A 19,102-nucleotide genomic window follows, 5' to 3' on the forward strand; every position below is an offset into this window, starting at 1 on the left:
TTCTCATCGGGCGATCTCCTCGTACGCCGCCTCGAGCAGCTCCTCCGGCGGGTCCTCGAGCGGGGACACCTTCGCCAGGTCGTCCAGGACGACGAAGCGCAGCTTGGCGCCGCGGCTCTTCTTGTCCAGGCGCATGTGCTCACGCAGCTCGGGCCACGCGTCACGGCGGTAGGCCGTGGGCAGTCCGACGGAGGTCAGGATGGACCGGGTGCGTTCGACAACCGCGGCGCCGATCCGCCCGTCGAGGCGGGACAGCTCGGCGGCGTAGACCATGCCGATGGCGACGGCCTCGCCGTGCCGGATCCGGTAGCGCTCGACCCGCTCGATGGCGTGGGCCAGGGTGTGGCCGTAGTTGAGGATCTCCCGCAGACCACCCTCGCGCAGGTCCGCGCCGACCACGTCGGCCTTGATCTGGACCTTCCGCTCGATGAGCTCGCGGGTGTGCCGCCCCTCCGGGTGCCTGGCCTCCTGCGGGGCCTCCTCGATGAGGGACAGGATCACCGGGTCGGCGATGAAGCCGCCCTTGATGATCTCGGCGAGGCCGCCGACGTAGTCGTCCCGAGGCACGGAGACCAGCGTGGCCAGGTCGCACAGGACGCCCGCCGGAGGATGGAAGGAACCGACCAGGTTCTTACCCTCGGGAGTGTTGATCCCGGTCTTGCCGCCGACCGCCGCGTCGACCATGCCGAGCAGCGTGGTCGGCACCTGCACGACCTTGACACCGCGCAGCCAGGTGGCGGCGGCGAAGCCCGCCAGGTCGGTGGTCGCTCCCCCGCCGACGCCGACCACGGCATCGGACCGCGTGACGCCGTGACGGCCGAAGTCCGACCAGAGCGCAGCGGCGACCTCGACCGTCTTGGCCTGCTCCGCGTCGGGCACCGGCAGCGGGACGACCTGGTATCCGGCCGCCTCGATCGCGCCGCACACGGGCCTGGCGATCTCCGGCAGGCTCACCGGGTGGACCACGGCGACGGTGCGGACAGCGGGACCGAGCAGCCCGGGAAGCTCTCCGAGCACGCCGGTGCCGATCACCACGTCGTAGGGGGCCTCCCCGCCGACTTTGATCCTGGAGGTCGTCACGGTTCGAGTCCCTTCACGATCTCCTCGACGACCTCGTCGGGGTCGCGTTCGTCGGTGGCCACGGTGATCTTGGCCAGTCCCTCGTAGATCGGGCGGCGGGCGTCCATCAGCTTCTTCAGCTGGCTGCGCGGGTTGAGCACGAGCAGCGGCCGCGCCGAGGCGAGACCGACCCGCTGCACGGCCTGCGACAGGCCGACCTCCAGGTAGACGATCGAGTGACCGCCCAGCAGTTCCCGCGTGGCCTCGGCCAGCACCGCGCCACCGCCGAGGGACAGCACGCCGCCGTGCTCGGCCAGCGCCAGCCGTACGGCCTGCGCCTCGAGCTCCCTGAAGCGCTCCTCGCCGTCCTCGACGAAGATGTCGCCGACCGGTTTGCCTACCGTGGCCTCAACGTCGGCGTCGGTGTCGCGGAAGGCGACCCCCAGCCGCTCGGCCAGCAACTTGCCGACGGTCGACTTGCCCGCTCCAGGGGCGCCGACCAGGACTACGCGGGGACTCACTGTGCCTCCTCCGCCCGCGGCCCGGCGGCTCGGGAGCCGGATCGGCTCCGCCCGCCGGTTCGCACGCTCACTTGATCACCATCGAGGAAAGGTAGCCGGACAGGTTGCGGGCGACCTCCTCGACGGAGTCGCCGCCGAACTTCTCGATCGCGGCGTCGGCGAGGACCAGCGCGACCATCGCCTCGGCGACGATCGCGGCGGCCGGGACGGCGCACACGTCGGAACGCTCGTGGTGGGCCTTCGCGGCCTCTCCGGTCAGCACGTCGACGGTGGCCAGCGCCCTGGGCACCGTGGAGATCGGCTTCATCGCCGCGCTGACCCGCAGCGGCTCGCCGTTGGTCATGCCGCCCTCGACGCCGCCCGCGCGGTTGGTGATGCGGCGGACGCCGTCCGCGGTGTTCTCGATCTCGTCATGAGCCCGGGAACCGGGGCGGCGGGCGGTCTCGAAGCCGTCGCCGACGGCGACCCCCTTGATCGCCTGGATGCCCATCAGCGCGGCGGCGAGGCGCGCGTCGAGGCGGCGGTCCCAGTGGGTGTAGCTGCCCAGCCCCGGCGGCAACCCGTAGGCGAGCACCTCGACGACGCCGCCGAGGGTGTCGCCGTCCTTGTGCGCCTTGTCGATCTCGGCGACCATGGCGGCGCTGCCCGCCGAGTCGGCGCAGCGCACCGGATCGGCGTCGACGGCGTCCATGTCATCGGGGCCGGGAACGACGCCCGGCGTGGTCTGCGCTCCGCCGATCGAGACGACGTGGCTGACGATGTCGACGCCGAGTGCCTGCTTGAGGAAGCTTCGGGCGACCTGGCCGAGCGCGACCCGCGCGGCGGTCTCGCGGGCACTGGCCCGGTCGAGCACGGGACGGGCGTCGTCGAAGCCGTACTTCTGCATGCCCGCGAGGTCGGCGTGGCCGGGGCGGGGACGCGAACGCGGCGCGTTGCGGGCCTGGCCCTCCAGCAGGGCGGGATCGACCGGGTCGGCCGCCATGACGGTCTCCCACTTGGGCCACTCGGTGTTGCCCACCCGGATGGCGACGGGACTGCCGAGCGTACGGCCGTGCCGCACGCCGCCGACGACGTTCACCACGTCCTGCTCGAACTTCATCCGGGCACCGCGGCCGTAACCCAGGCGGCGTCTCGCCAGCGCTCGGTCGATATCGGCCGTGGTCACCTCCACTCCGGCGGGCAGGCCTTCCAAGATCGCGACGAGCTCGGGGCCGTGGGACTCCCCGGCGGTCAACCAGCGCAACATGATGACAAGTCTTCCACGTGCCGCCCACTGGAATGGCCGAAGCTCACTGGCTGAGACGGTGACGGCGTGTCCTCCTCGCCTCCCGCGGTCACCCGCCCATGCCGGTCAGGATGACCGCGAAGGCTCCGGCGATCATGAAAGGGCCGAAGGGGATCTCGCTGCCGCGTCTCGCCCTGCGCGCGACCAGCAGCGCGCCGCCGTAGAGACCGCCTGCGAGAAAGCCCAGGAAGGCCCCGGTGACCAGCGCGTTCCAGCCGAGCCAGCCGAGCGCGATGCCCAGGCTCACCGCGAGCTTGACGTCGCCCAGCCCCATCCCGGACGGATTGATCACGAAAAGCAGCAGGTAGAAGGCCGCGAGGGCGAGTCCGCAGAAAAGGGCCCTGAGCAGGTCGCCGGGGCGGCCCTCCAGCAGGGCCGTCACCGTGAGCGGCGCCGCCGTCCCCAGGCAGGCGGCGAGGGTGAGCCGGTCGGGAAGGCGGTGAACGGCGACGTCGACGAAGACGAGGCCGACGGCGACGACGGCCAGCCATCCGTAGGCCAGCAACTCCCCCGCCGACGCCACCTCGGGCCGTGGCGTCACGCGGACGGCGCCGGGCCACACGGGTGACGGGGCGCGCAGGGCGAGGGCGGTCAGCAGCGCGGCGGTGACGAACTCGACCGTCAATGGGGGCGGCCCGATCCGCCGGCGGCACCCGGGACAACGCCCTGCGGCCAGCGAGGCGAACGGCGCGAGCCGCCCCCACCTCGCCGTGCCCGCGCCCAGGCGCGCCCCCGCCCCCGCGAAGCCTCCGTCCTGCCTACCGGACGCCCCGTCCCTCTCGGAACGGCCCCCGCTCACGATCTCCGGCGGTGTCCCTGTCCCTTCCGGCGCCCCCGTCTCCTCAGGGCGTCTCCGGAGCGCGATTCTGGGCAGCGGGGTTTCGCATCGCGGGCAGGCGTATCGGAGCGGTTCTCTCTCGGCCACCGAATGGCGGACCACCAGGGTCCTCGTCCAGAACCCGAGCGGCGAACCGGCGAAAGCCGCCACGACGGGCAGGAGGCTCACGCGGAGATCAGCCTCGTCCGCGCAGCGGCCAGCCGAACCGGCGGCGCCGGGGGGCGGCGGGGGCCTGCTCCATCCGCGCCACGGTGACCTCGGGCCCCAACTGGTCGACGGTTCCCGACTCGACCGCGGCGAACGCCCGCAGGACGCCCCCCTCGATCACGAAGGACACCGGTCCCGCGACGTCGATCACCACCGCGGCCGCGTTCTCGTGCACCGCCGCCTGGCAGACCTGCGGGGTGGTCGCCTGGATGGGGCGGGCGTCGGGGCGCCAGAGCTTCAGGGACTCGGTCCCGGTGAAGGCGAGCACCGCCTCCCGCCCGTCCTTGCCGACGAGTTTCGGCAGAGCCATCTCGCTCTCCTTCTCCTGCCGCAGCCCGTGCTCACCGACCTCGGACTCCGTCAGCAGGGCGACCACAGGAACGAGCAGCCGCGCGCCGCCGAGGGCTGCTATCACCGCGCCCGCGTCAGCCGTACCGGCGGAGAAGGCCGCGAGCGCGGACGAGACGGCGGCGTCGGCGGAACCGTCGTCGCCGGGGACCAGAGGTTGGGGAATGCTCGGCACGAACCCGGAGCCTACCCGCGACGACCGGACAGGCAGGAACGCCACGGCCCGGTGTCCCGGGCGAACCAGGACACCGGCCTCATGTCCCCGGGTCCCATGGCGGGCCACGATGCCCGCACCGGACGCGAGAACGGGAGATCGCGAGAGCGGGAAGAGGGGCGGATCATGCCGGACACGGCCGAGCGCGATTCAACGACCGGGCAGCCGGAGACGACGACATGCGAGACCGGGGTCTCGCGAACGTCGCCATCGCACGTCCCGGAGTCTCAGGCCGGGGAGGCACGGGCCTCGCGCGTGGCCCGCCGCGCGGTGGAGATCCTGTGCTTCGCCCTGACCGTCGGCATCTTCTGGACCGTCTACGCACTACGACACTGATCAACGTTGGCCCAGGTCGGCGATGGCGGCCACCGGGCCGCCGCCGCTGGGGCCCTGGTGGACCGCGGCGACCGAGACGAAGACGGCGGGGTCTCCGGTGACGCTGGCCGCGACGCCGCCGACCGCGGCCTTGATCTGGCGGTGCCAGTGCACGTCGGAGTCGTCGAGCATGATGTTGCGGCGCCCCCTGACGCTGCCCGACGGATCCGCCTCGCATTTCATGAAGACGTTGACCAGCCTGCCGTCCAGGTCGGAGGGGTGGGGACGTTCCGGCAGGTCGATGCCGCTTGAGCGGATGGCCTCCCAGATGCCGTCCGCGTCCAGCGCGTCCTTCATGACCGAGTGCCCGATCCGGTAGCGTCCGCCGATACCGCGGACGTTGCCGACGACGACGATCTGCGCCCGGTCCAGTTCGACACCGGAGGAGCAGGACGCGACGGAGGAGTAGAGCGACAGGTCACGGTGGATCTGCTCGGCGGCGGGCATCTCGATCTCGCCGAGCGCGACCGCGATGCCGAGCGCGGTGGTCGAGTTGGAGATGTCCATGGAGGGGCCGGTGTCCTCGACGACCACGTCCTTGCCCCGGGACCTGGCGTCGTTGATGGTGGCCAGGGTCAGCAGGGGCGTCTTGGTCTGGACGTAGTGAACGTCGGCGGGGTCGTCGATCCCGGCGATCCTCATGGCCTCCCGGACACCCGCGGCGACCTTCTCCACCATGGCCGGACGGCCGATGTCCTCGGGGAGGATGACGTCGCTCATCGCGATGCCGACGCTGACGCGCGGTTCCCCGCTCGGCTCGGCGTTCGCCGTGGTTGCGAAGATGGTCGCGTGCGGGCTGAGAACGCCGTCGGTGCCCCCGGACCACACCAGCGGGACGTTCTCCGGAGCCGGGTGCCCCTTGGCCGCGAGCACCTCGCGGAAGGCGCGGTCGGCCAGGATGCGCGTGTAGTCGTTCACCCCGCCGTTGCCCTCGGTCTTGCCGATCACCGCGAGCACCCGGTGTGCCTCGATCACCCCGTCGTCGATGAGCCGGGCCAGTCCCGAGGCGTCGGTCACGCTCTCGATCGGCACCTTGCGCACTTCAATCGGTTCGGGCATCCCTGTCACCTTTCGATCCTTCGACGCAACACGTCAATCACTCTCGCACCACGGTGCCCGCCTCTCCGGTGACCGCCGCTCCGGCGTCCCGGGCTCCGGCGCTCCGGCGCTCCCGAGCGGGACGACCGCCTCCGGACGTCGCGCCGGCCGACGAGACGCGCCGGCGGAAGAACGGTTGCGGAGACGAGGACGAGACCTGACACGGAGGGAAGGGCACATCACAGCCCGGGAAGGGATAAGACGGACGTATGTGGAGGTTGTTACCGGTGATGGACATGTCGCGCATGCCGCGAGTGGCCGTGGTTCCACCGCCCATCATGATCGGCAATCGTTCTCCCGCATGGGGACGCTAACGGTCCCCCTCACCCGACTCACGGGCATCTTTCACCCAACGAGGCACTTTTCTTCGACAGGAATCGCCGTCCCTCACACCGAGTCAACCTGTGATCTGCAACACACCCACATGCCCAATGAGTTGGACATATCACTATTTGATGGAACATCAACGGATATTTCACAGCACGGAATCGCACTCAGTTAACGCGGCGTTTCCTTCTAGATCATCCGACGGCGCACGCGACACCAATAACTTTGTTTACAGTTGGGGTCGCGGCGGGAAACGAGCCGCCCCACGCAGCTGAGAAATCGGGGTTCTCCGCATGCTCGCAGTACTCGAATCACCTCCCGACAAGGCCGTTCAATATCTTCCACAGCCTCCGTCGGACGACGAACTAAAGCTCTATTTCGGACCACAAAAGCGCTGGGTACTCTTGTCGGTACCCCTTTCCCTGACATTCACCGCGGGGACGCTTTTCCTTTTCTCCATGCGCCATCCCGCGCTGTGGCCGTTCTTCGCCGCACTGGCGCTGAATCTCACAGGCTGGACGATGTCGTTCGTCGACGGGCAGCGCCAGCGGCTGACCACCTGGGAGTCCCATGAGCTGCTCGTCCGCTCGTGGCGGCCCGCCCGGTTCCCGTCTGTGGACGTGTTCCTGCCGACAAGGGGCGAGCCCATGGAGATCCTGGACAACACCTTCAACCATGTGTCAGCACTGCTGTGGAACGGTCCGGTAACGGTCTGGGTGCTCGACGACGCCGCGCGTCCCGAGGTCGCAGAACTGGCCGGGCACCACGGCTTCCGTTACAGCTCCCGTTCCGACCTAGGGCACATGAAGAAGGCGGGCAACCTCAACCACGGCCTCTCGATCAGCTCGGGAGAGGTGGTCGCGGTCTTCGACGCCGATTTCTGCCCCAGGCCCGATTTCCTGTCCCATCTGGTCCCCTATCTCGAGGACCCGAAAATCGCCGTGGCCCAGTCGCCGCAGTACTTCGACACCACGGCGGACATGCCTTGGCTGCAGCGAACGGCCGGAGCTGCGCAGGAGATGTTCTATCGGTGGCTGCAGCCCTCAAGGGACGCCGACGGCGGCGCCATCTGCGTGGGCACGAACGTGGTCTACCGGCGCTCAACGCTGAAGGAGATCGGCGGCTTCCCCAGGATCGACCACAGCGAGGACATCTACACCAGCGTCGAGCTGATGAAGCACGGCTACCGCACCAAGTACGTCCCGGTGCTGCTGGCGAAGGGGCTGTCCCCTGACAACGTCGCCTCCTACATCGCCCAGCAGTACCGGTGGGCGATGGGCTGCATGAGCCTGCTGTTCGACCGCGACTTCCATCGCACGCCGATGGCGTGGCGGGTACGGCTCTCCTACTACAGCGGCTTCCTGAGCTACTTCGTCTCGGCCGCCAACATCGCCGCGGTCCCGCTCCCCGGGCTCGTCATGCTCACCTTCTACCCACAGGAGGTCAGGGCATGGCACATGATCCCGTTCGTGGGGCCGCTCTGGGTCGCGCTGGTGCTGCTGCCCGCGGTCTCGGTGAGCCGCTGGCGCTTCGAGGTGACCCGCGCCCAGACCCTGTACGCCTACTGCCACCTGATCTCCATCGTGCACGCGGTGCGCAACCAGGCCGCGGCGTGGGTGCCGAGCGGCGCCGCAGCGGGCAAGAGCACGCTGGTCTCCTCCGTCGCCCGCATGGCCTTTGTCTGGCTGACCGTCACCACCGCCGCCACCTGGATCGGCATCGCGCTGCGCGCCCCCGTCTACGGCTGGGGCGAGTACTGGGCACTGACCCTGTTCGCCGTAGGCACCACGTACATCGCCCTCCCCCTCATCCGTGACCTGTGGAGGATCCTCCGTTGAACCACCGTCTGCGCTGGCCAGAGGCCCTGGCCATCACCGTCCTGCTGCTGCTCGGCGTCCTGCTCGCCTCGGGCTTCGCCGTACTGCCACCGCTGCTGCCGTGACCTCCCGCTATCGTCTCGGCTTCAGGCCGGACATCGAGGGGCTGCGAGCGGTGGCCGTCCTGGCCGTGCTCGCCTTTCACGCGACCGTGCCCGGCATGGCCGGAGGGTTCGTCGGGGTCGACGTGTTCTTCGTCATCTCCGGCTTCCTGATCACCGGCCTGCTGCTGCGCGACGTCTCCGCCACCGGTCGTTTCTCGCTGGCCGAGTTCTACGCCAGGCGGGCCAGGCGCATCCTGCCCGCCGCCGGGGTGGTGCTGCTCGCCACGACGGCCGGAGCCTGGCTGCTGCTGCCGCCCCTGCGCGGCGGCGACGTCGCCGGTGACGTGGTCACCGCCGCCCTGTACATCGCCAACTGGCGGTTCGTCGCGGGCCAGACCGACTACCTGGCCGCGGAGCGGGACCCGAGCCCCCTGCTGCACTACTGGTCGCTGGCCGTCGAGGAGCAGTTCTACCTGCTGTGGGCGCCGCTGCTCCTGGTGCTGGTCCTGCTGGCCCGCCGCCTCGGCCGCAGCCCCTTTCCCGCGATCGCGGTCGCCGTCGTGACGCTGACCGGCGTCTCGTTCGCGCTGTCCCTGTGGTGGACCGGCGTCAGCGCCCCTCTCGCCTATCTCTCCTCCCCCTCAAGGGCCTGGCAGTTCGGCGTGGGAGCCCTGGCCGCCCTGCTCATGCCGTACAGCGCGCGTCCCGACGGCGGCGAGGGCCGTCAGGACGCCGGGGACGCACGGGGCGGGCCCGAGCGGCGCCTGCGCTTCACCTTCCGGGTCGCCGGAGGGGCTCTGGGCCTGGCGGGGGCCGCCGCGATCGCCTGGTCAATCGCAGGGATCGGCCCTGCGACCCCCTACCCCGGGACGGCCGCCCTGGTGCCCACGCTGGGCACGGCGGCGGTCATCCTGTTCCGCTCACCGGTCTCCGCGGCGTTCTCCTGGGCCCCGGTCCGCGCGATCGGGCGGCTCTCGTTCTCCTGGTATCTGTGGCACTGGCCGGTCCTGGTCCTCACCGAGGCGGCGCTCGGCACACAGCCGTGGCCGGTACGGCTGGCGCTGATCCTGGCCTCCGCGCTGCCCGCGTTCCTGACGCTGAGGCTGGTCGAGCGGCCGTTGCGACTGTCGGAGGTCGTCTCCGCGCTGCCCAGGCGGGGCCTGGCCCTCGGCACCAGCGCGATGGCCGTCCCGGTGGCCGCCGCGCTCCTGCTCAACGGCGGGGTGGTGCAGGGCGCGACGGCCACCCGGGTCACCGTGGCCGGAACCGTCGCCGGAACCGTCGACGCCTCGGGTCCCGCGGGTGCTCCCGGTACGGCGCTGCACCCGACGCCCGCAGAGGCCAGGACCGACTTCCCCAAGTCGGCGGGCTGTGAGATCGCACTGACCGCGACGACGAGTCCGCCGTGCCTGTTCGGCAACCCCGCCTCGAAGGACAGGATCGTCCTGATCGGCGACTCCCACGCGGGCCAGTGGTTCGCCGTTGCGGAGCGCATCGCCGTACGGAGGGGGTGGGCGCTGGAGGTCCTCACCAAGCCCGGCTGCCCGCTGCCCCGGCTCACGGTCGTCGATCCACGCCTCGGCCGGGAGTACCGAGAGTGCAACGCCTGGCGGGACTACGCCCTGAAACGGCTGGCCGGCGAGTCGCCGCCCCGGATGATCCTGGTGGCCTCGCTCAACGCGTACGCGAGCGACACGGCGGCGCTGACCCGTGCCTGGGACGCGACGCTCACTCCGCTGTCGCGGCTCGGCGCCTCGCTGGTCTACCTGCGTGACACCCCGCTGCCCGGCAAGGACGTGCCCGCCTGCCTATCGGGCAGGCCCGTCAAGGACTGCGCGTTCCCGCGCCGCGACGGCCTGCGCCCCGACCCGCTGGCCCAGCAGATCGTCGCGGGGGAACGTCCAGGCGTCCGCCTGCTCGACATGGTCCCGCTCCTGTGCCCGGACAGCGGGGACACCTGTCCCGCCGCGCTCGACGGCATCGTGCTCTACCGTGACGACGCGCACATCACCGACACCCTCGCGGCACGGCTCGCACCACGGATCGAGCAGGACCTGGAGGATCTCGACCTCATCCCCACCGTGCTGTGAGGCTCGCCCAGGCGATCCTCGCCATGATCGTCCTTCTGGCCGGGTGCTCGGGGCCGGGCCAGAAGGAGCCCCCGGGGTGGACCGAGGTGTTCCGCGACGATTTCGACGGCGCGGCCGGATCGCCGCTGCCCGCGGGCTGGCGGCACGACGTCGGCACCTGTTATCCCGGGTGCCCCGCGCCCCGGTGGGGCACCGGGGAGATCGAGACCATGACCGACTCGGCGGAGAACGTCTCCCTCGACGGCCGGGGAAACCTGGCCGTCACCCCCCTGCTGCGCGACGGGTCCTGGACCTCGGGCCGGGTCGAGACCGTTCGGTCCGACTTCAGGCCCCCGCCGGGAGGCGTGCTGCGGGTCGAGGCCAGGATCCAGCTGCCCGGGGTGACCGAGGCGGACGGCGCGGGTTACTGGCCCGCGTTCTGGATGCTGGGCGCCCGGCTGCGCGACGGCTACACCGGCTGGCCCGGTGTCGGGGAGATCGACGTCGTCGAGGCGGTGAACGGGCGCCCCTCGGTCATGTCCGCCATGCACTGCGGGGTGACGCCCGGCGGGCCGTGCGCCGAGCCCTCCGGCATCGGTTCCGGCGAGCGGCCGTGCCCCACCTGTCACGGCGGCTTCCACCGCTACGGCGTCGAGATCAGCGCGACCGAGATCCGCTGGTACCTCGACGACGTCCAGGTCCTCGCCGTCGCGGCCACCCGGATGGACCCGGCGACCTGGCAGGCGGCCACCGGGCACGGCTTCTTCCTGATCCTGAACGTCGCCATGGGCGGCGGCCTCCCCTCGGCCTTCGGCGGCGGGCCGACGGCCGCGACCGTCTCCGGCAGGCCCATGCTGGTCGACTACGTCTCCGTGGCGACCAGGACCGCAGGACGGGGGTGAGGAGCCGCCCCGCGGCGTCGTCAGAACCCGGGCTCGCCAGGACCCGGGCCTACCGTCCCCGCAGGCCCGCGCCCAGCCTCCGGACGACCTCCGCGATCACCTCGGCGCGCCGCGGCTGCAGGTAGAAGTGGCCGCCGGGCAGGACCGTCAGGGAGAAGTCGGACAGCGTGCGCGTTTCCCACGCCTTGGCCTGAGCCTGGCTGACCACCGGGTCCGAGTCGCCGACGATGACGGAGATCGGGGTGCGCAGCGCGGGCCCCGGGCGGTGACGGTAGCTCTCGACCAGGCGGAAGTCACCCCGTACGTAGGGGAAGATGACCTCCCGCATCGCGGGGTGAGCGAGGATCTGCAGGTCAGTGCCACCGAGCTTGACCAGCTCCGCCATGAACCGCTCGTCGTCGTAGGAGGAGATCTCCCGCCTCCGCCTGGGCTCGTGCGGTGCCGCGCATCCCGAGGCGAACAGCCGCTCCGGATCGGCTCCCCTCGCCTCGAGGGCCCGTGTGGTCTCGTAGGCGACCATCGCGCCCATGCTGTGCCCGAACAGCGCGAAGCGCCGGTCCAGCAGCGGCAGCATTTCCTCGACCACGGAGCCGACCAGCGTCTCCACGTCACCGGGCATCGGCTCGTTGAACCGGTCGGCCCTGCCCGGCAGCTGCACGCCGTACAGCTCGACCGAGTCGGGCAGCAGGTCGGGCCAGTCGCGGTAGGCGGTGATCGAGCCGCCCGCGTGCGTGAAGCAGATCAGCCGCATGGCGGCCTCCGGCCGGGGTTTGAGGGGGCGCAGCCAGGTCATGCGCGCTCCCGCCCGCCGTACGGAGCCCGTGGCTCGCCGCGGCGGCCCCGGATCTCTCCGCGCGGGGCCCGCGATCCGCCGTCCGGGTGCTCGAACGGGTTGGTCATGTCGGTTCCTTTCTGGGTTCTGGGCGCGTTCCGCACTGCGCGGCGATCTCCCACGATCGGCCAGGGGCCACCGCGTCCGCGCGAGTGATCCGTGATCATGCCGGTGACGCGGGGCGGACGGCTGTCCGGCCGCCGGTCCCCGCCGTGCGTCGTGGTGAGGAGAGGCATGTTCCCGTCGGATCGGTGCGGCTGGTGCTCCGCAGAAATCTTCACATCGTCACGGCTCTAACGGTAGAGCGCGAGGGGGTGCCCGTTCGTGCGGACAGGGAGGCCGGGCACGAGAGACGACCCCTGGCGTCCTCACGACCGGTGCGGGAGGCGGGCCTCGGCCGTCCTCGGGGATACGTCGTCCACATCGTTCGCTGATTTTGCGTGTTTCGCATGGTTCATATGGGAACCCTGTGTTTTGCGAGGCGCGCATTTACTGTCCAGCCGACGCCCCGCACTCCCCGGATCCTGTTCTGTTAGGCTTACCTTGCATAACGTCTGAGCAACTGTTCAGGTGTTGACGGGATGGATCTTGGGATGGGTCACGGACACGGACACGCCCATGGCCACGGGCACGGCCACGGGCATGGGCACGGGTACGGCGCGCACTCCGACCGCCGCTACCTGGTGGCGGCACTCGCGCTACTGACGGCCTTCATGGCGGCCGAGGTCGTGGTCGGCCTCCTCGCCAACTCCATCGCGTTGATCTCCGACGCGGGGCACATGCTCACCGACGCCGCCTCCATCGCGCTCGCGCTGGTCGCGATGAACATGGCGGCCCGCCCCGCCAGCGGCGCCTACACCTTCGGCTGGAAACGCGCCGAGATCCTCTCCGCCGCGATCAACGGGCTGACGTTCGTCGTCCTCGTCGCCTACTTCGTCTACGAGGGCGTCCGGCGGCTCATCACGCCGCCGGAGGTGACGGGGACGCTGGTCCTCGGCACGGCCCTGGCCGGGATCGTGGTCAACGCCGCCGCGGCGTGGCTCATCGCCAGGGCCGACCGGAGCAGCCTCAACGTCGAGGGCGCCTTCCAGCACATCCTCAACGACATGTACGCCTTCGTGGCCACCGCGATCGCAGGCGCGGTCGTCTGGATCACCGGCTGGGGCAGGGCGGACGCGCTCGCCGCGCTGGTCGTCGCGGCCCTGATGGGCAAGGCCGCGTACGGCCTGCTGCGCGACGCGGGACGCATCCTGTTCGAGGCCGCGCCCCCCGGCGCGCCCCCCGCGGAGGTGAGCGCGACGATGACCGCCCACGCCGAGGTGACCGGCGTCGAGGACCTCCACGTGTGGACCGTGACCAGCGGCTTCCCCGCGCTGTCCGCGCACGTGACCATCACGCCCGGCGGCGACTGCCACCGGGTCCGCCGCGAGCTGGCCGACCTGCTGCACGAGCGGTTCCACATCGACCACAGCACGCTGCAGGTCGACCATGTCCCGGGGACGGCCTGCCGGATCGCCATGGCCCGCGAGGAGTCCGGCGGGACGGGAGCGGGGACGCGGCGGACCAGAGAGGCGAAGACCGGGTCGTCGCACCGCTGAGCAGGCCCGCGTCGGGTCTCTTCCCTGACCTGGAACCACGCCCCAGGACGGGTTCTCACACCTCGAGGCAGGCCTCGAAGATCCTCGTGAGTCGCCTGACCAGGACGTCGCGGCCGGGTGAGTCGAGCGCGCCGGGGCCGTAGAGCTGACGCAGCGTACCCGTGCCGGTGATGAGCGAGGTGGCGACGGTCGCCCTGAAGGTCGCGTCAGGACCGGACAGGCGCGCGGCCAGCGGCTCCAGTATCGCGGAGCTGACCCGCGCCTTGATGATCTCGCTGAGCTCCGGGCTGGCCGACGACCGGCTGAGCGCCGCCAGCACCGGCCCCCCTTCGTCGGAGCCGAGCCGGTCGGCGACGTACTCGGCCAGGCGGCGAGGCAGCTCCTCGTCGGAGACCTCAAGCACGCCGGGGAAGCGCCCCTGCATCGCGAGGACCTCGGCGAACAACTCCCGTTTCGTGCCGAAGTAGCGGTTGATCAGGGCGATGTTGGCGCCCGCCTCCGCGGAGATGAGCCGCATCGTCACCTGGTCGTAGCCAAGCTCGGCGAACAGGCGACGGGCGGCATCGAGGATGCGGCATCTCGTGCCCTCCCTGTCGCGGTGCCGTATCTCATCCACCTTCCGATCCTTCCAGATTTGACGAGTAAACAAGCGTCTACTAACTTCATATGTATCGTACACACATTGGGGGATGGTTCATGCTGACCGAACAACAGGTCCAGGCCGAGACAGCACCGCGGTTCACCCACAAACAGGTGCTGGAGATCCTGGCCGGCCTGATGCTCGCCATGCTGACGTCGATGATCTCGACGTCCGTGGTGGGAACCGCGCTGCCGACGATCGTGGGCACGCTCGGCGGTCAGGACCAGCTCGCCTGGGTGGCGAGCGCGACCCTGCTGACCATGACCGCCTCAACCCCCCTGTGGGGCAAGCTGTCGGACCTCTACGGCCGCAAGCTCATGTTCCAGGTCTCCCTGCTGATCTTCGTCTTCTCCTCCGTCGCCGCGGGCTTCTCCCAGGACATGGGCCAGCTCATCGTGGCCAGGGCCGTGCAGGGCATCGGCGCCGGAGGCCTGGCGGCGCTGCCGCAGATCATCCTCGGCGACGTGGTCGAGCCGCGTGAGCGGGGCCGCTACTCCGGCTACATCGGCGCGGTCTTCGGCGTCTCCACCGTCGCGGGCCCGCTCCTCGGCGGGTTCATCGTGGACAACATGTCCTGGCGCTGGACGTTCTGGATCTGCGTGCCGCTGGCCGTGGTCGCGTTCGTGGTCATCCAGAAGGTGCTCAAGCTGCCGCTGGTCCGCCGTGACACCAAGGTCGACTGGTGGGGCGCGACCTTCATCACCGGCGGCACCACCGCGCTGATGCTGCTGCTGTCCTTCGGCGGCAAGGAGTTCGACTGGAACTCCGGCTGGACCTACGGGCTGGGCGCGCTGAGCCTGGCACTGTTCGGCCTGGCCGTGGTGGCCGAGCGCAAGGCGGCCGACCCGATCCTGCCCCCGCACCTGTTCCGCAACCACACCTTCGTGCTCACCAGCGTCGCCTCCCTGCTCGTCGGCGCCGCGATGTTCGGCGCGCTGATGTTCCTGCCGCAGTACCTGCAGATCGTCAAGGGGATGAGCCCCACCGGCTCCGGCCTGATGACCCTGCCCATGGTGCTCGGCCTGCTCGTCTCCTCGATCCTGGTCGGCCGGTTCGTCTCCAAGACGGGCCGCTGGAAGATCTTCCCCGTCGTGGGCATGCTGCTCGTCGCGGTCGGCCTGTTCCTGCTCTCCCGGCTGCACGTCGACAGCTCGCTGGTGATCGTCGGCGTCGACATCGCGGTGCTCGGCATCGGTCTCGGCGCCTCCATGCAGATCCTGATCCTGGCCGCGCAGAACGCCGTCACCCGCGCCGACATGGCCTCGACCACCTCCGGCGTTTCCTTCTTCCGCTCCCTCGGCGGTGCGGTCGGCGTCGCCGCCTTCGGCGCGATCCTGTCCAACCGGCTCACCTCCGAGCTGATCTCCCTCGCCAAGGCCGCGCACCTGCCCCTGACGGGCGGCGCCGCCCCCAACCTCGGCTCCCCGGCCGCCATCCACCAGCTGCCCGCCCCCGTGCTGCAGGTGATCCTGGAGGCCTTCACCCGGGCCATCCACACGGTCTTCCTGGTGGGCGTGCCGATCGCCGTACTGGCCGCGGTCGCCGTACTGGCGATGAAGGAGCTTCCGCTCCGCTCGGCCCAGGCCGCCCCGGCCGACCCCACCGCTCCCCCGGTCCCCGCAGAGGCCAACTAGCCTCCTCAGCGAGCCCGGGACCGACTCGCCCACCGGTCCCGGGCTTCAGGCTTCCCCGCAGCCAGATCAGGCGAGACGGCGGCGGGACCCCGCCTTCGCGATCATCTCAGGGTGGAGGAGACGACCCTCGGCCTGCCCGCGCCGAGGAAGAAGATGCCGGGGAAGCCCTCGGTTTCGAATCCGGCGCTGCGGTTCCTGCGCAGCGTTGAGCCCTCGATGGCGAGGGTGCCGGTGCGGTCGTTGCTGACGAAGAAGACCGCCCCGCCGCCCTCTCTTGCGTTGTTGTCCTGGATCACCGAGCCGGCGATCCTGATGCTGAACCGGTCGCCGTCGGCGTAGATCGCGCCGCCGCTACCGCCTCCGGGGGTGCCGGTACGGGCCGGGTTGGCCCCTCGTCCGATCGCCGTGTTGTGCGTCATGAGGCTGTTGAGCACCACCCAGGAGACCCCGATGCTGCTCAGCGCCCCGCCGTTGGAGCAGACGCCACCCTGCCCGGCCGCTCCGCCGAAGGTGCTGTTCACGATCTGGACGGGACGGTCCTGGAACTGGTCGAGGACGCGGATGGCCGCCCCGCCGACGTCCGGGCCGACGGGGTCGCATCGGTTGCGCAGGAAGCGTGAGTTGACGACCTTGAACTGCCCGCCTCGGACGAAGATCGCGCCACCGCCTCCCTCCTCGATCGGCCGCCCCGTCGCGTTCCCGTCGGCGAAGGTCAGATTCTGGACGACGAGCTGCGGCTGACTCTGGTCGTCGCAGTGCGAGGTGGTCCAGCCCTGGGCCTGGTCACAGGTGTTCATGTAGAGGATCCGCCGTCTGCCGCCGCCGCTGAGCGTCACCTTGCCGCCGCCGTCCAGCACGACTCTGGGTGAGGTGTTGCGGACCTTCGCGGTGGCGGTCAGCGTGATGGTGACGGGGGCGGGGCCGCAGGAGAAGGTGATGATCCCGCCCGCGGCGACGGCCGCTACCACCGCCTGGGAGGTGCAACTCGCGGGGGTGCCGGTGCCGACGACCCGGGTCGAACGCGTGGTGTCGACCGCGCGAGCCTGGGCGGGCACCGCGGCGCGCCCGCTCGGATTCCCGGGTACGGCCTCGCGCCCGGCTCTCCCCGCGGAGGCCTCGCCTTCCCGCGCGCCGCTCTCATCCACGGCACTCTGATGTCCGGCCGAGGACCGGCCCACGCCCCAGGCGGGCGCGGCGGCGCCGGGCACGCTCGCCAGACCGATCACCAACGAGGTCAGGGCGGCAACGCCCCATTTGGCTCGCACGCCGCAGATGCTACTGCGTCAACTCTGGCGACATATCGGGATTTGGAGAACTCGTCACGAAGCGAAAGAGGCGGGCACTCGAAGGGAATGCCCGCCCCCGAACAAACGATCTCCCCGCGACGGAACTCAGCTCGCCGCCACCAGGGCACTCAGTTCCCGAGCCGCAGGAAGGGCACGAGCCCGCTCGGGGAGTGCCTCGATGACGTGGCCGACGAGCAGACGGCGGTAGGGGGTGATCGGCGGTCCCTGGATGCTCGCAAGGGCGTGGTCGAGGCCGTCGGAGACATCGCGTTCACGGATCAGGCTGTAGGACTGGATGAGCCGGAGATTGGCGAGGCCGTGAACGAGCGCGGGCGAGTAGAGGGCGGACGCGCGCTCCGCCGCCTGCCTGGCCTCCCGCGTTTCGCCCAGCAGAGCGAACACCTCCGCCTCGGTGAAACGCATCGCCCTTTCTGAGAAACCCCAGTAGGTGAGCTCGTCCTTGGTATCGCGGTCCGGCAACCGGTCCCAGACCGCCCGGAGGTCGCGCAGCGCCGTACGAGCGGTCTCCCCGTCACCGTGCTGGGTGGCCGACTGGGCGGCGAGCACCGTCGCGCGGGCCGCGTACGCACGCGCGAGCGCCACGCTGGGAACGCCATCCGAGATCCGTATGGCATCGTCGAGCAGCTGCAGGACGAGTTGGTAGGGCTGGCCCGCCGCGAACGAGTTCCACGCCTCTCCGGCGCGCACGGACACCCGCAGGTCGCGGTCTCCTGAAGCGTCGGCCGCGCGGCGGGCGGTGCGCTGCGCCCGCCGGGCCTGGCCGGTGGCACGCAGGTGGGTGAACTCCCCGGAAAGGGTCTGGGCGAACGAGGCGGTGACGCGCAGCAGCCCGGCGCGGTCGGACGGCGAGGTGGTTCGGTCGAGAAGCCGTCCGATCTCGGCTATGTCGGCCGTCAGATCTCCGACGAGCGCGCCGAGCGGGCCGGTGTTGGTGCGGAAGCTGTACTCCCAGGCGGTCCGCTCCCAGTCGTCCAGGTCGAGACCCTCCCGGTCGCCGATCGCCCGGTCCACCCCGGACAGGATCGCGGCGACCGCGTCGGGGGGTGCCAGCGCCCCGGCTCCGATCAGGGTGAGAAGCTGCATCGCGGTGCGGCGGTCCATGGCGCCTCCATCGGGTGCGTCCCCGTCAAAACTACCCTCGAAAAGCCGTTTCCCCGCGAGACCGGCCGATACGGAATCGTTCCCTGCGAGACCGGCCGATGCGAAACCGGCGAGTGCCGCGAACAGCACCCCGATCACGGCCGGGTCGAGGTGCCCGTACGGCGACGGCACGACGACCCGGTCGAACACGTCCGGAAGGCGGGGCCGCGACGACGACGGGGGCGTGCCCTCCACGGCGAAGAGTTCCGCCTCCCCGATGTCGAACACCCGGCAGTACAGGACGCGATAGGGGTCTCTGGGCTGGTTGTTGCCCGCCTCGTGTGCCTTGATCAGGCGTATCACGCTCTCCCTCGCCGGAAGCGTGCGGCGGGTGTCCTCGTCGGCCGCCTGGACGAGGCGGCGGGCCAGCTCTCGCTGGCTCCAGCATCGGTCACGCCGTTGCTCGCGCAGGCGCGTGGCCCATGCGGGACGGGGACGTTCGTTGTCGGCCATGCCTGCCTCTGCGGGGGAGGAGAAGGAGGTGCCTGAACTCTCCTCAGTTTCCTCCACGGCCGGCTTCCAGGGGCGGTATTGCCGCGTTGAAGTGGCCATACTCCGGAAATCGAGGTGGCCGTATGCCGGAAGTGACCGGCTTGCCCCGCCCTGGGCCGCAAAAAAGGACGGGCCCCGGAAGGGGTGCCCGTCCTCTGTCGCCCGAGACCGCCGTGGCGGGGAGCCCATGCCCGGGGCTCCCCGGCTGATCGCCGTCTCCACCGCCTGCACGTTCCTGGCCACCCGGTGGCTCGGACCGCGGATCGGGGTGAGCCCCCGTAGATCGCTGCTCATC

16 protein-coding genes are annotated in these 19,102 nt (G+C 70.7%); 6 read left to right on the plus strand and 10 right to left on the minus strand.

Annotation, left to right across the window (positions count from 1 at the left end):
- Nucleotides 1–3 precede the first annotated feature (3 nt).
- The 5 genes from aroB to AB0395_RS18165 form a co-directional block, all read right to left on the minus strand.
- The gene (aroB, locus tag AB0395_RS18145; RefSeq protein ID WP_366281884.1) at nt 4–1,080 is read right to left on the minus strand and encodes a 3-dehydroquinate synthase; all 1,077 of its coding nucleotides are present in this window, start codon (nt 1,078–1,080) and stop codon (nt 4–6) included.
- On the minus strand, nt 1,077–1,580 hold the full coding sequence (locus AB0395_RS18150; protein WP_366281887.1) for a shikimate kinase: 504 nt from the start codon (nt 1,578–1,580) through the stop codon (nt 1,077–1,079). Before AB0395_RS18150 ends, aroB begins: the two co-directional genes overlap by 4 nt.
- 67 nt (nt 1,581–1,647) lie before the next feature.
- Nucleotides 1,648–2,826: a chorismate synthase gene (gene aroC / locus AB0395_RS18155; protein WP_366281889.1), complete on the minus strand. Its 1,179-nt coding sequence runs from the start codon at nt 2,824–2,826 to the stop codon at nt 1,648–1,650.
- An 88-nt stretch (nt 2,827–2,914) separates the two neighbouring features.
- Nucleotides 2,915–3,871 carry an A24 family peptidase gene (locus AB0395_RS18160; protein WP_366281891.1) on the minus strand — a complete coding sequence of 319 codons (957 nt, stop codon included), beginning with the start codon at nt 3,869–3,871 and terminating at the stop codon, nt 2,915–2,917.
- Between the two features lie 7 nt (nt 3,872–3,878).
- Nucleotides 3,879–4,433, minus strand: a complete 555-nt coding sequence (locus AB0395_RS18165; RefSeq protein ID WP_366281892.1) for an SseB family protein — start codon at nt 4,431–4,433, stop codon at nt 3,879–3,881.
- 165 nt (nt 4,434–4,598) lie between these two features.
- Here AB0395_RS18165 and AB0395_RS18170 point away from each other — a divergent pair, with 165 nt between their 5' ends.
- The gene (locus tag AB0395_RS18170; protein WP_366281894.1) at nt 4,599–4,808 is read left to right on the plus strand and encodes a hypothetical protein; all 210 of its coding nucleotides are present in this window, start codon (nt 4,599–4,601) and stop codon (nt 4,806–4,808) included.
- On the opposite strand, the gene AB0395_RS18175 is transcribed toward AB0395_RS18170, so the two are convergent.
- Nucleotides 4,809–5,906, minus strand: a complete 1,098-nt coding sequence (locus AB0395_RS18175) for a ring-opening amidohydrolase (RefSeq protein ID WP_366281896.1) — start codon at nt 5,904–5,906, stop codon at nt 4,809–4,811.
- A gap of 824 nt (nt 5,907–6,730) precedes the next feature.
- On the opposite strand from AB0395_RS18175, the gene AB0395_RS18180 reads away from it, so the two are divergent.
- The 3 genes from AB0395_RS18180 (at nt 6,731) to AB0395_RS18190 (ending at nt 11,164) form a co-directional block, all read left to right on the plus strand.
- Nucleotides 6,731–8,110: a glycosyltransferase gene (locus tag AB0395_RS18180; protein ID WP_366281898.1), complete on the plus strand. Its 1,380-nt coding sequence runs from the start codon at nt 6,731–6,733 to the stop codon at nt 8,108–8,110.
- Nucleotides 8,111–8,210: 100 nt separating this feature from the next.
- Nucleotides 8,211–10,283 carry an acyltransferase family protein gene (locus AB0395_RS18185; protein ID WP_366281900.1) on the plus strand — a complete coding sequence of 691 codons (2,073 nt, stop codon included), beginning with the start codon at nt 8,211–8,213 and terminating at the stop codon, nt 10,281–10,283.
- Nucleotides 10,280–11,164 carry a glycoside hydrolase family 16 protein gene (locus tag AB0395_RS18190; protein WP_366281902.1) on the plus strand — a complete coding sequence of 295 codons (885 nt, stop codon included), beginning with the start codon at nt 10,280–10,282 and terminating at the stop codon, nt 11,162–11,164. Before AB0395_RS18185 ends, AB0395_RS18190 begins: the two co-directional genes overlap by 4 nt.
- A gap of 49 nt (nt 11,165–11,213) precedes the next feature.
- On the opposite strand, the gene AB0395_RS18195 is transcribed toward AB0395_RS18190, so the two are convergent.
- Nucleotides 11,214–11,957: an alpha/beta fold hydrolase gene (locus tag AB0395_RS18195; RefSeq protein ID WP_366281904.1), complete on the minus strand. Its 744-nt coding sequence runs from the start codon at nt 11,955–11,957 to the stop codon at nt 11,214–11,216.
- A gap of 632 nt (nt 11,958–12,589) precedes the next feature.
- Between AB0395_RS18195 and AB0395_RS18200 the strand changes: the two genes are divergently transcribed.
- Entirely contained in the window at nt 12,590–13,594 is a 1,005-nt protein-coding gene (locus AB0395_RS18200; protein WP_366281906.1) for a cation diffusion facilitator family transporter, read from the plus strand.
- A 55-nt stretch (nt 13,595–13,649) separates the two neighbouring features.
- Here the strand turns inward: AB0395_RS18200 and AB0395_RS18205 are convergent, their stop codons facing one another.
- Nucleotides 13,650–14,210 carry a TetR family transcriptional regulator gene (locus AB0395_RS18205; protein ID WP_366281908.1) on the minus strand — a complete coding sequence of 187 codons (561 nt, stop codon included), beginning with the start codon at nt 14,208–14,210 and terminating at the stop codon, nt 13,650–13,652.
- An 80-nt stretch (nt 14,211–14,290) separates the two neighbouring features.
- Here AB0395_RS18205 and AB0395_RS18210 point away from each other — a divergent pair, with 80 nt between their 5' ends.
- Nucleotides 14,291–15,868, plus strand: a complete 1,578-nt coding sequence (locus AB0395_RS18210; RefSeq protein ID WP_366281910.1) for an MDR family MFS transporter — start codon at nt 14,291–14,293, stop codon at nt 15,866–15,868.
- 101 nt (nt 15,869–15,969) lie between these two features.
- On the opposite strand, the gene AB0395_RS18215 is transcribed toward AB0395_RS18210, so the two are convergent.
- Together AB0395_RS18215 and AB0395_RS18220 are read right to left on the minus strand one after the other, a co-directional pair.
- The gene (locus AB0395_RS18215; protein ID WP_366281911.1) at nt 15,970–17,133 is read right to left on the minus strand and encodes a hypothetical protein; all 1,164 of its coding nucleotides are present in this window, start codon (nt 17,131–17,133) and stop codon (nt 15,970–15,972) included.
- Nucleotides 17,134–17,259: 126 nt separating this feature from the next.
- Entirely contained in the window at nt 17,260–18,825 is a 1,566-nt protein-coding gene (locus AB0395_RS18220) for a hypothetical protein (RefSeq protein ID WP_366281913.1), read from the minus strand.
- Nucleotides 18,826–19,102: the final 277 nt, after the last annotated feature.

This window comes from Streptosporangium sp. NPDC051023, assembly GCF_040689595.1.
GTDB lineage: Bacteria > Actinomycetota > Actinomycetes > Streptosporangiales > Streptosporangiaceae > Streptosporangium.

What these genes read in the sequence shown, in the direction of transcription:
- aroC (WP_366281889.1), bottom strand. Translation starts at nt 2,826, where the DNA reads ATGTTGCGCTGGTTGACCGCCGGGGAGTCCCACGGCCCCGAGCTCGTC.
- AB0395_RS18180 (WP_366281898.1), top strand. Translation starts at nt 6,731, where the DNA reads ATGCGCCATCCCGCGCTGTGGCCGTTCTTCGCCGCACTGGCGCTGAAT.
- AB0395_RS18195 (WP_366281904.1), bottom strand. Translation starts at nt 11,957, where the DNA reads ATGACCTGGCTGCGCCCCCTCAAACCCCGGCCGGAGGCCGCCATGCGG.
- AB0395_RS18170 (WP_366281894.1), top strand. Translation starts at nt 4,599, where the DNA reads ATGCCGGACACGGCCGAGCGCGATTCAACGACCGGGCAGCCGGAGACG.
- AB0395_RS18210 (WP_366281910.1), top strand. Translation starts at nt 14,291, where the DNA reads ATGCTGACCGAACAACAGGTCCAGGCCGAGACAGCACCGCGGTTCACC.
- AB0395_RS18175 (WP_366281896.1), bottom strand. Translation starts at nt 5,906, where the DNA reads ATGCCCGAACCGATTGAAGTGCGCAAGGTGCCGATCGAGAGCGTGACC.
- AB0395_RS18200 (WP_366281906.1), top strand. Translation starts at nt 12,590, where the DNA reads ATGGGTCACGGACACGGACACGCCCATGGCCACGGGCACGGCCACGGG.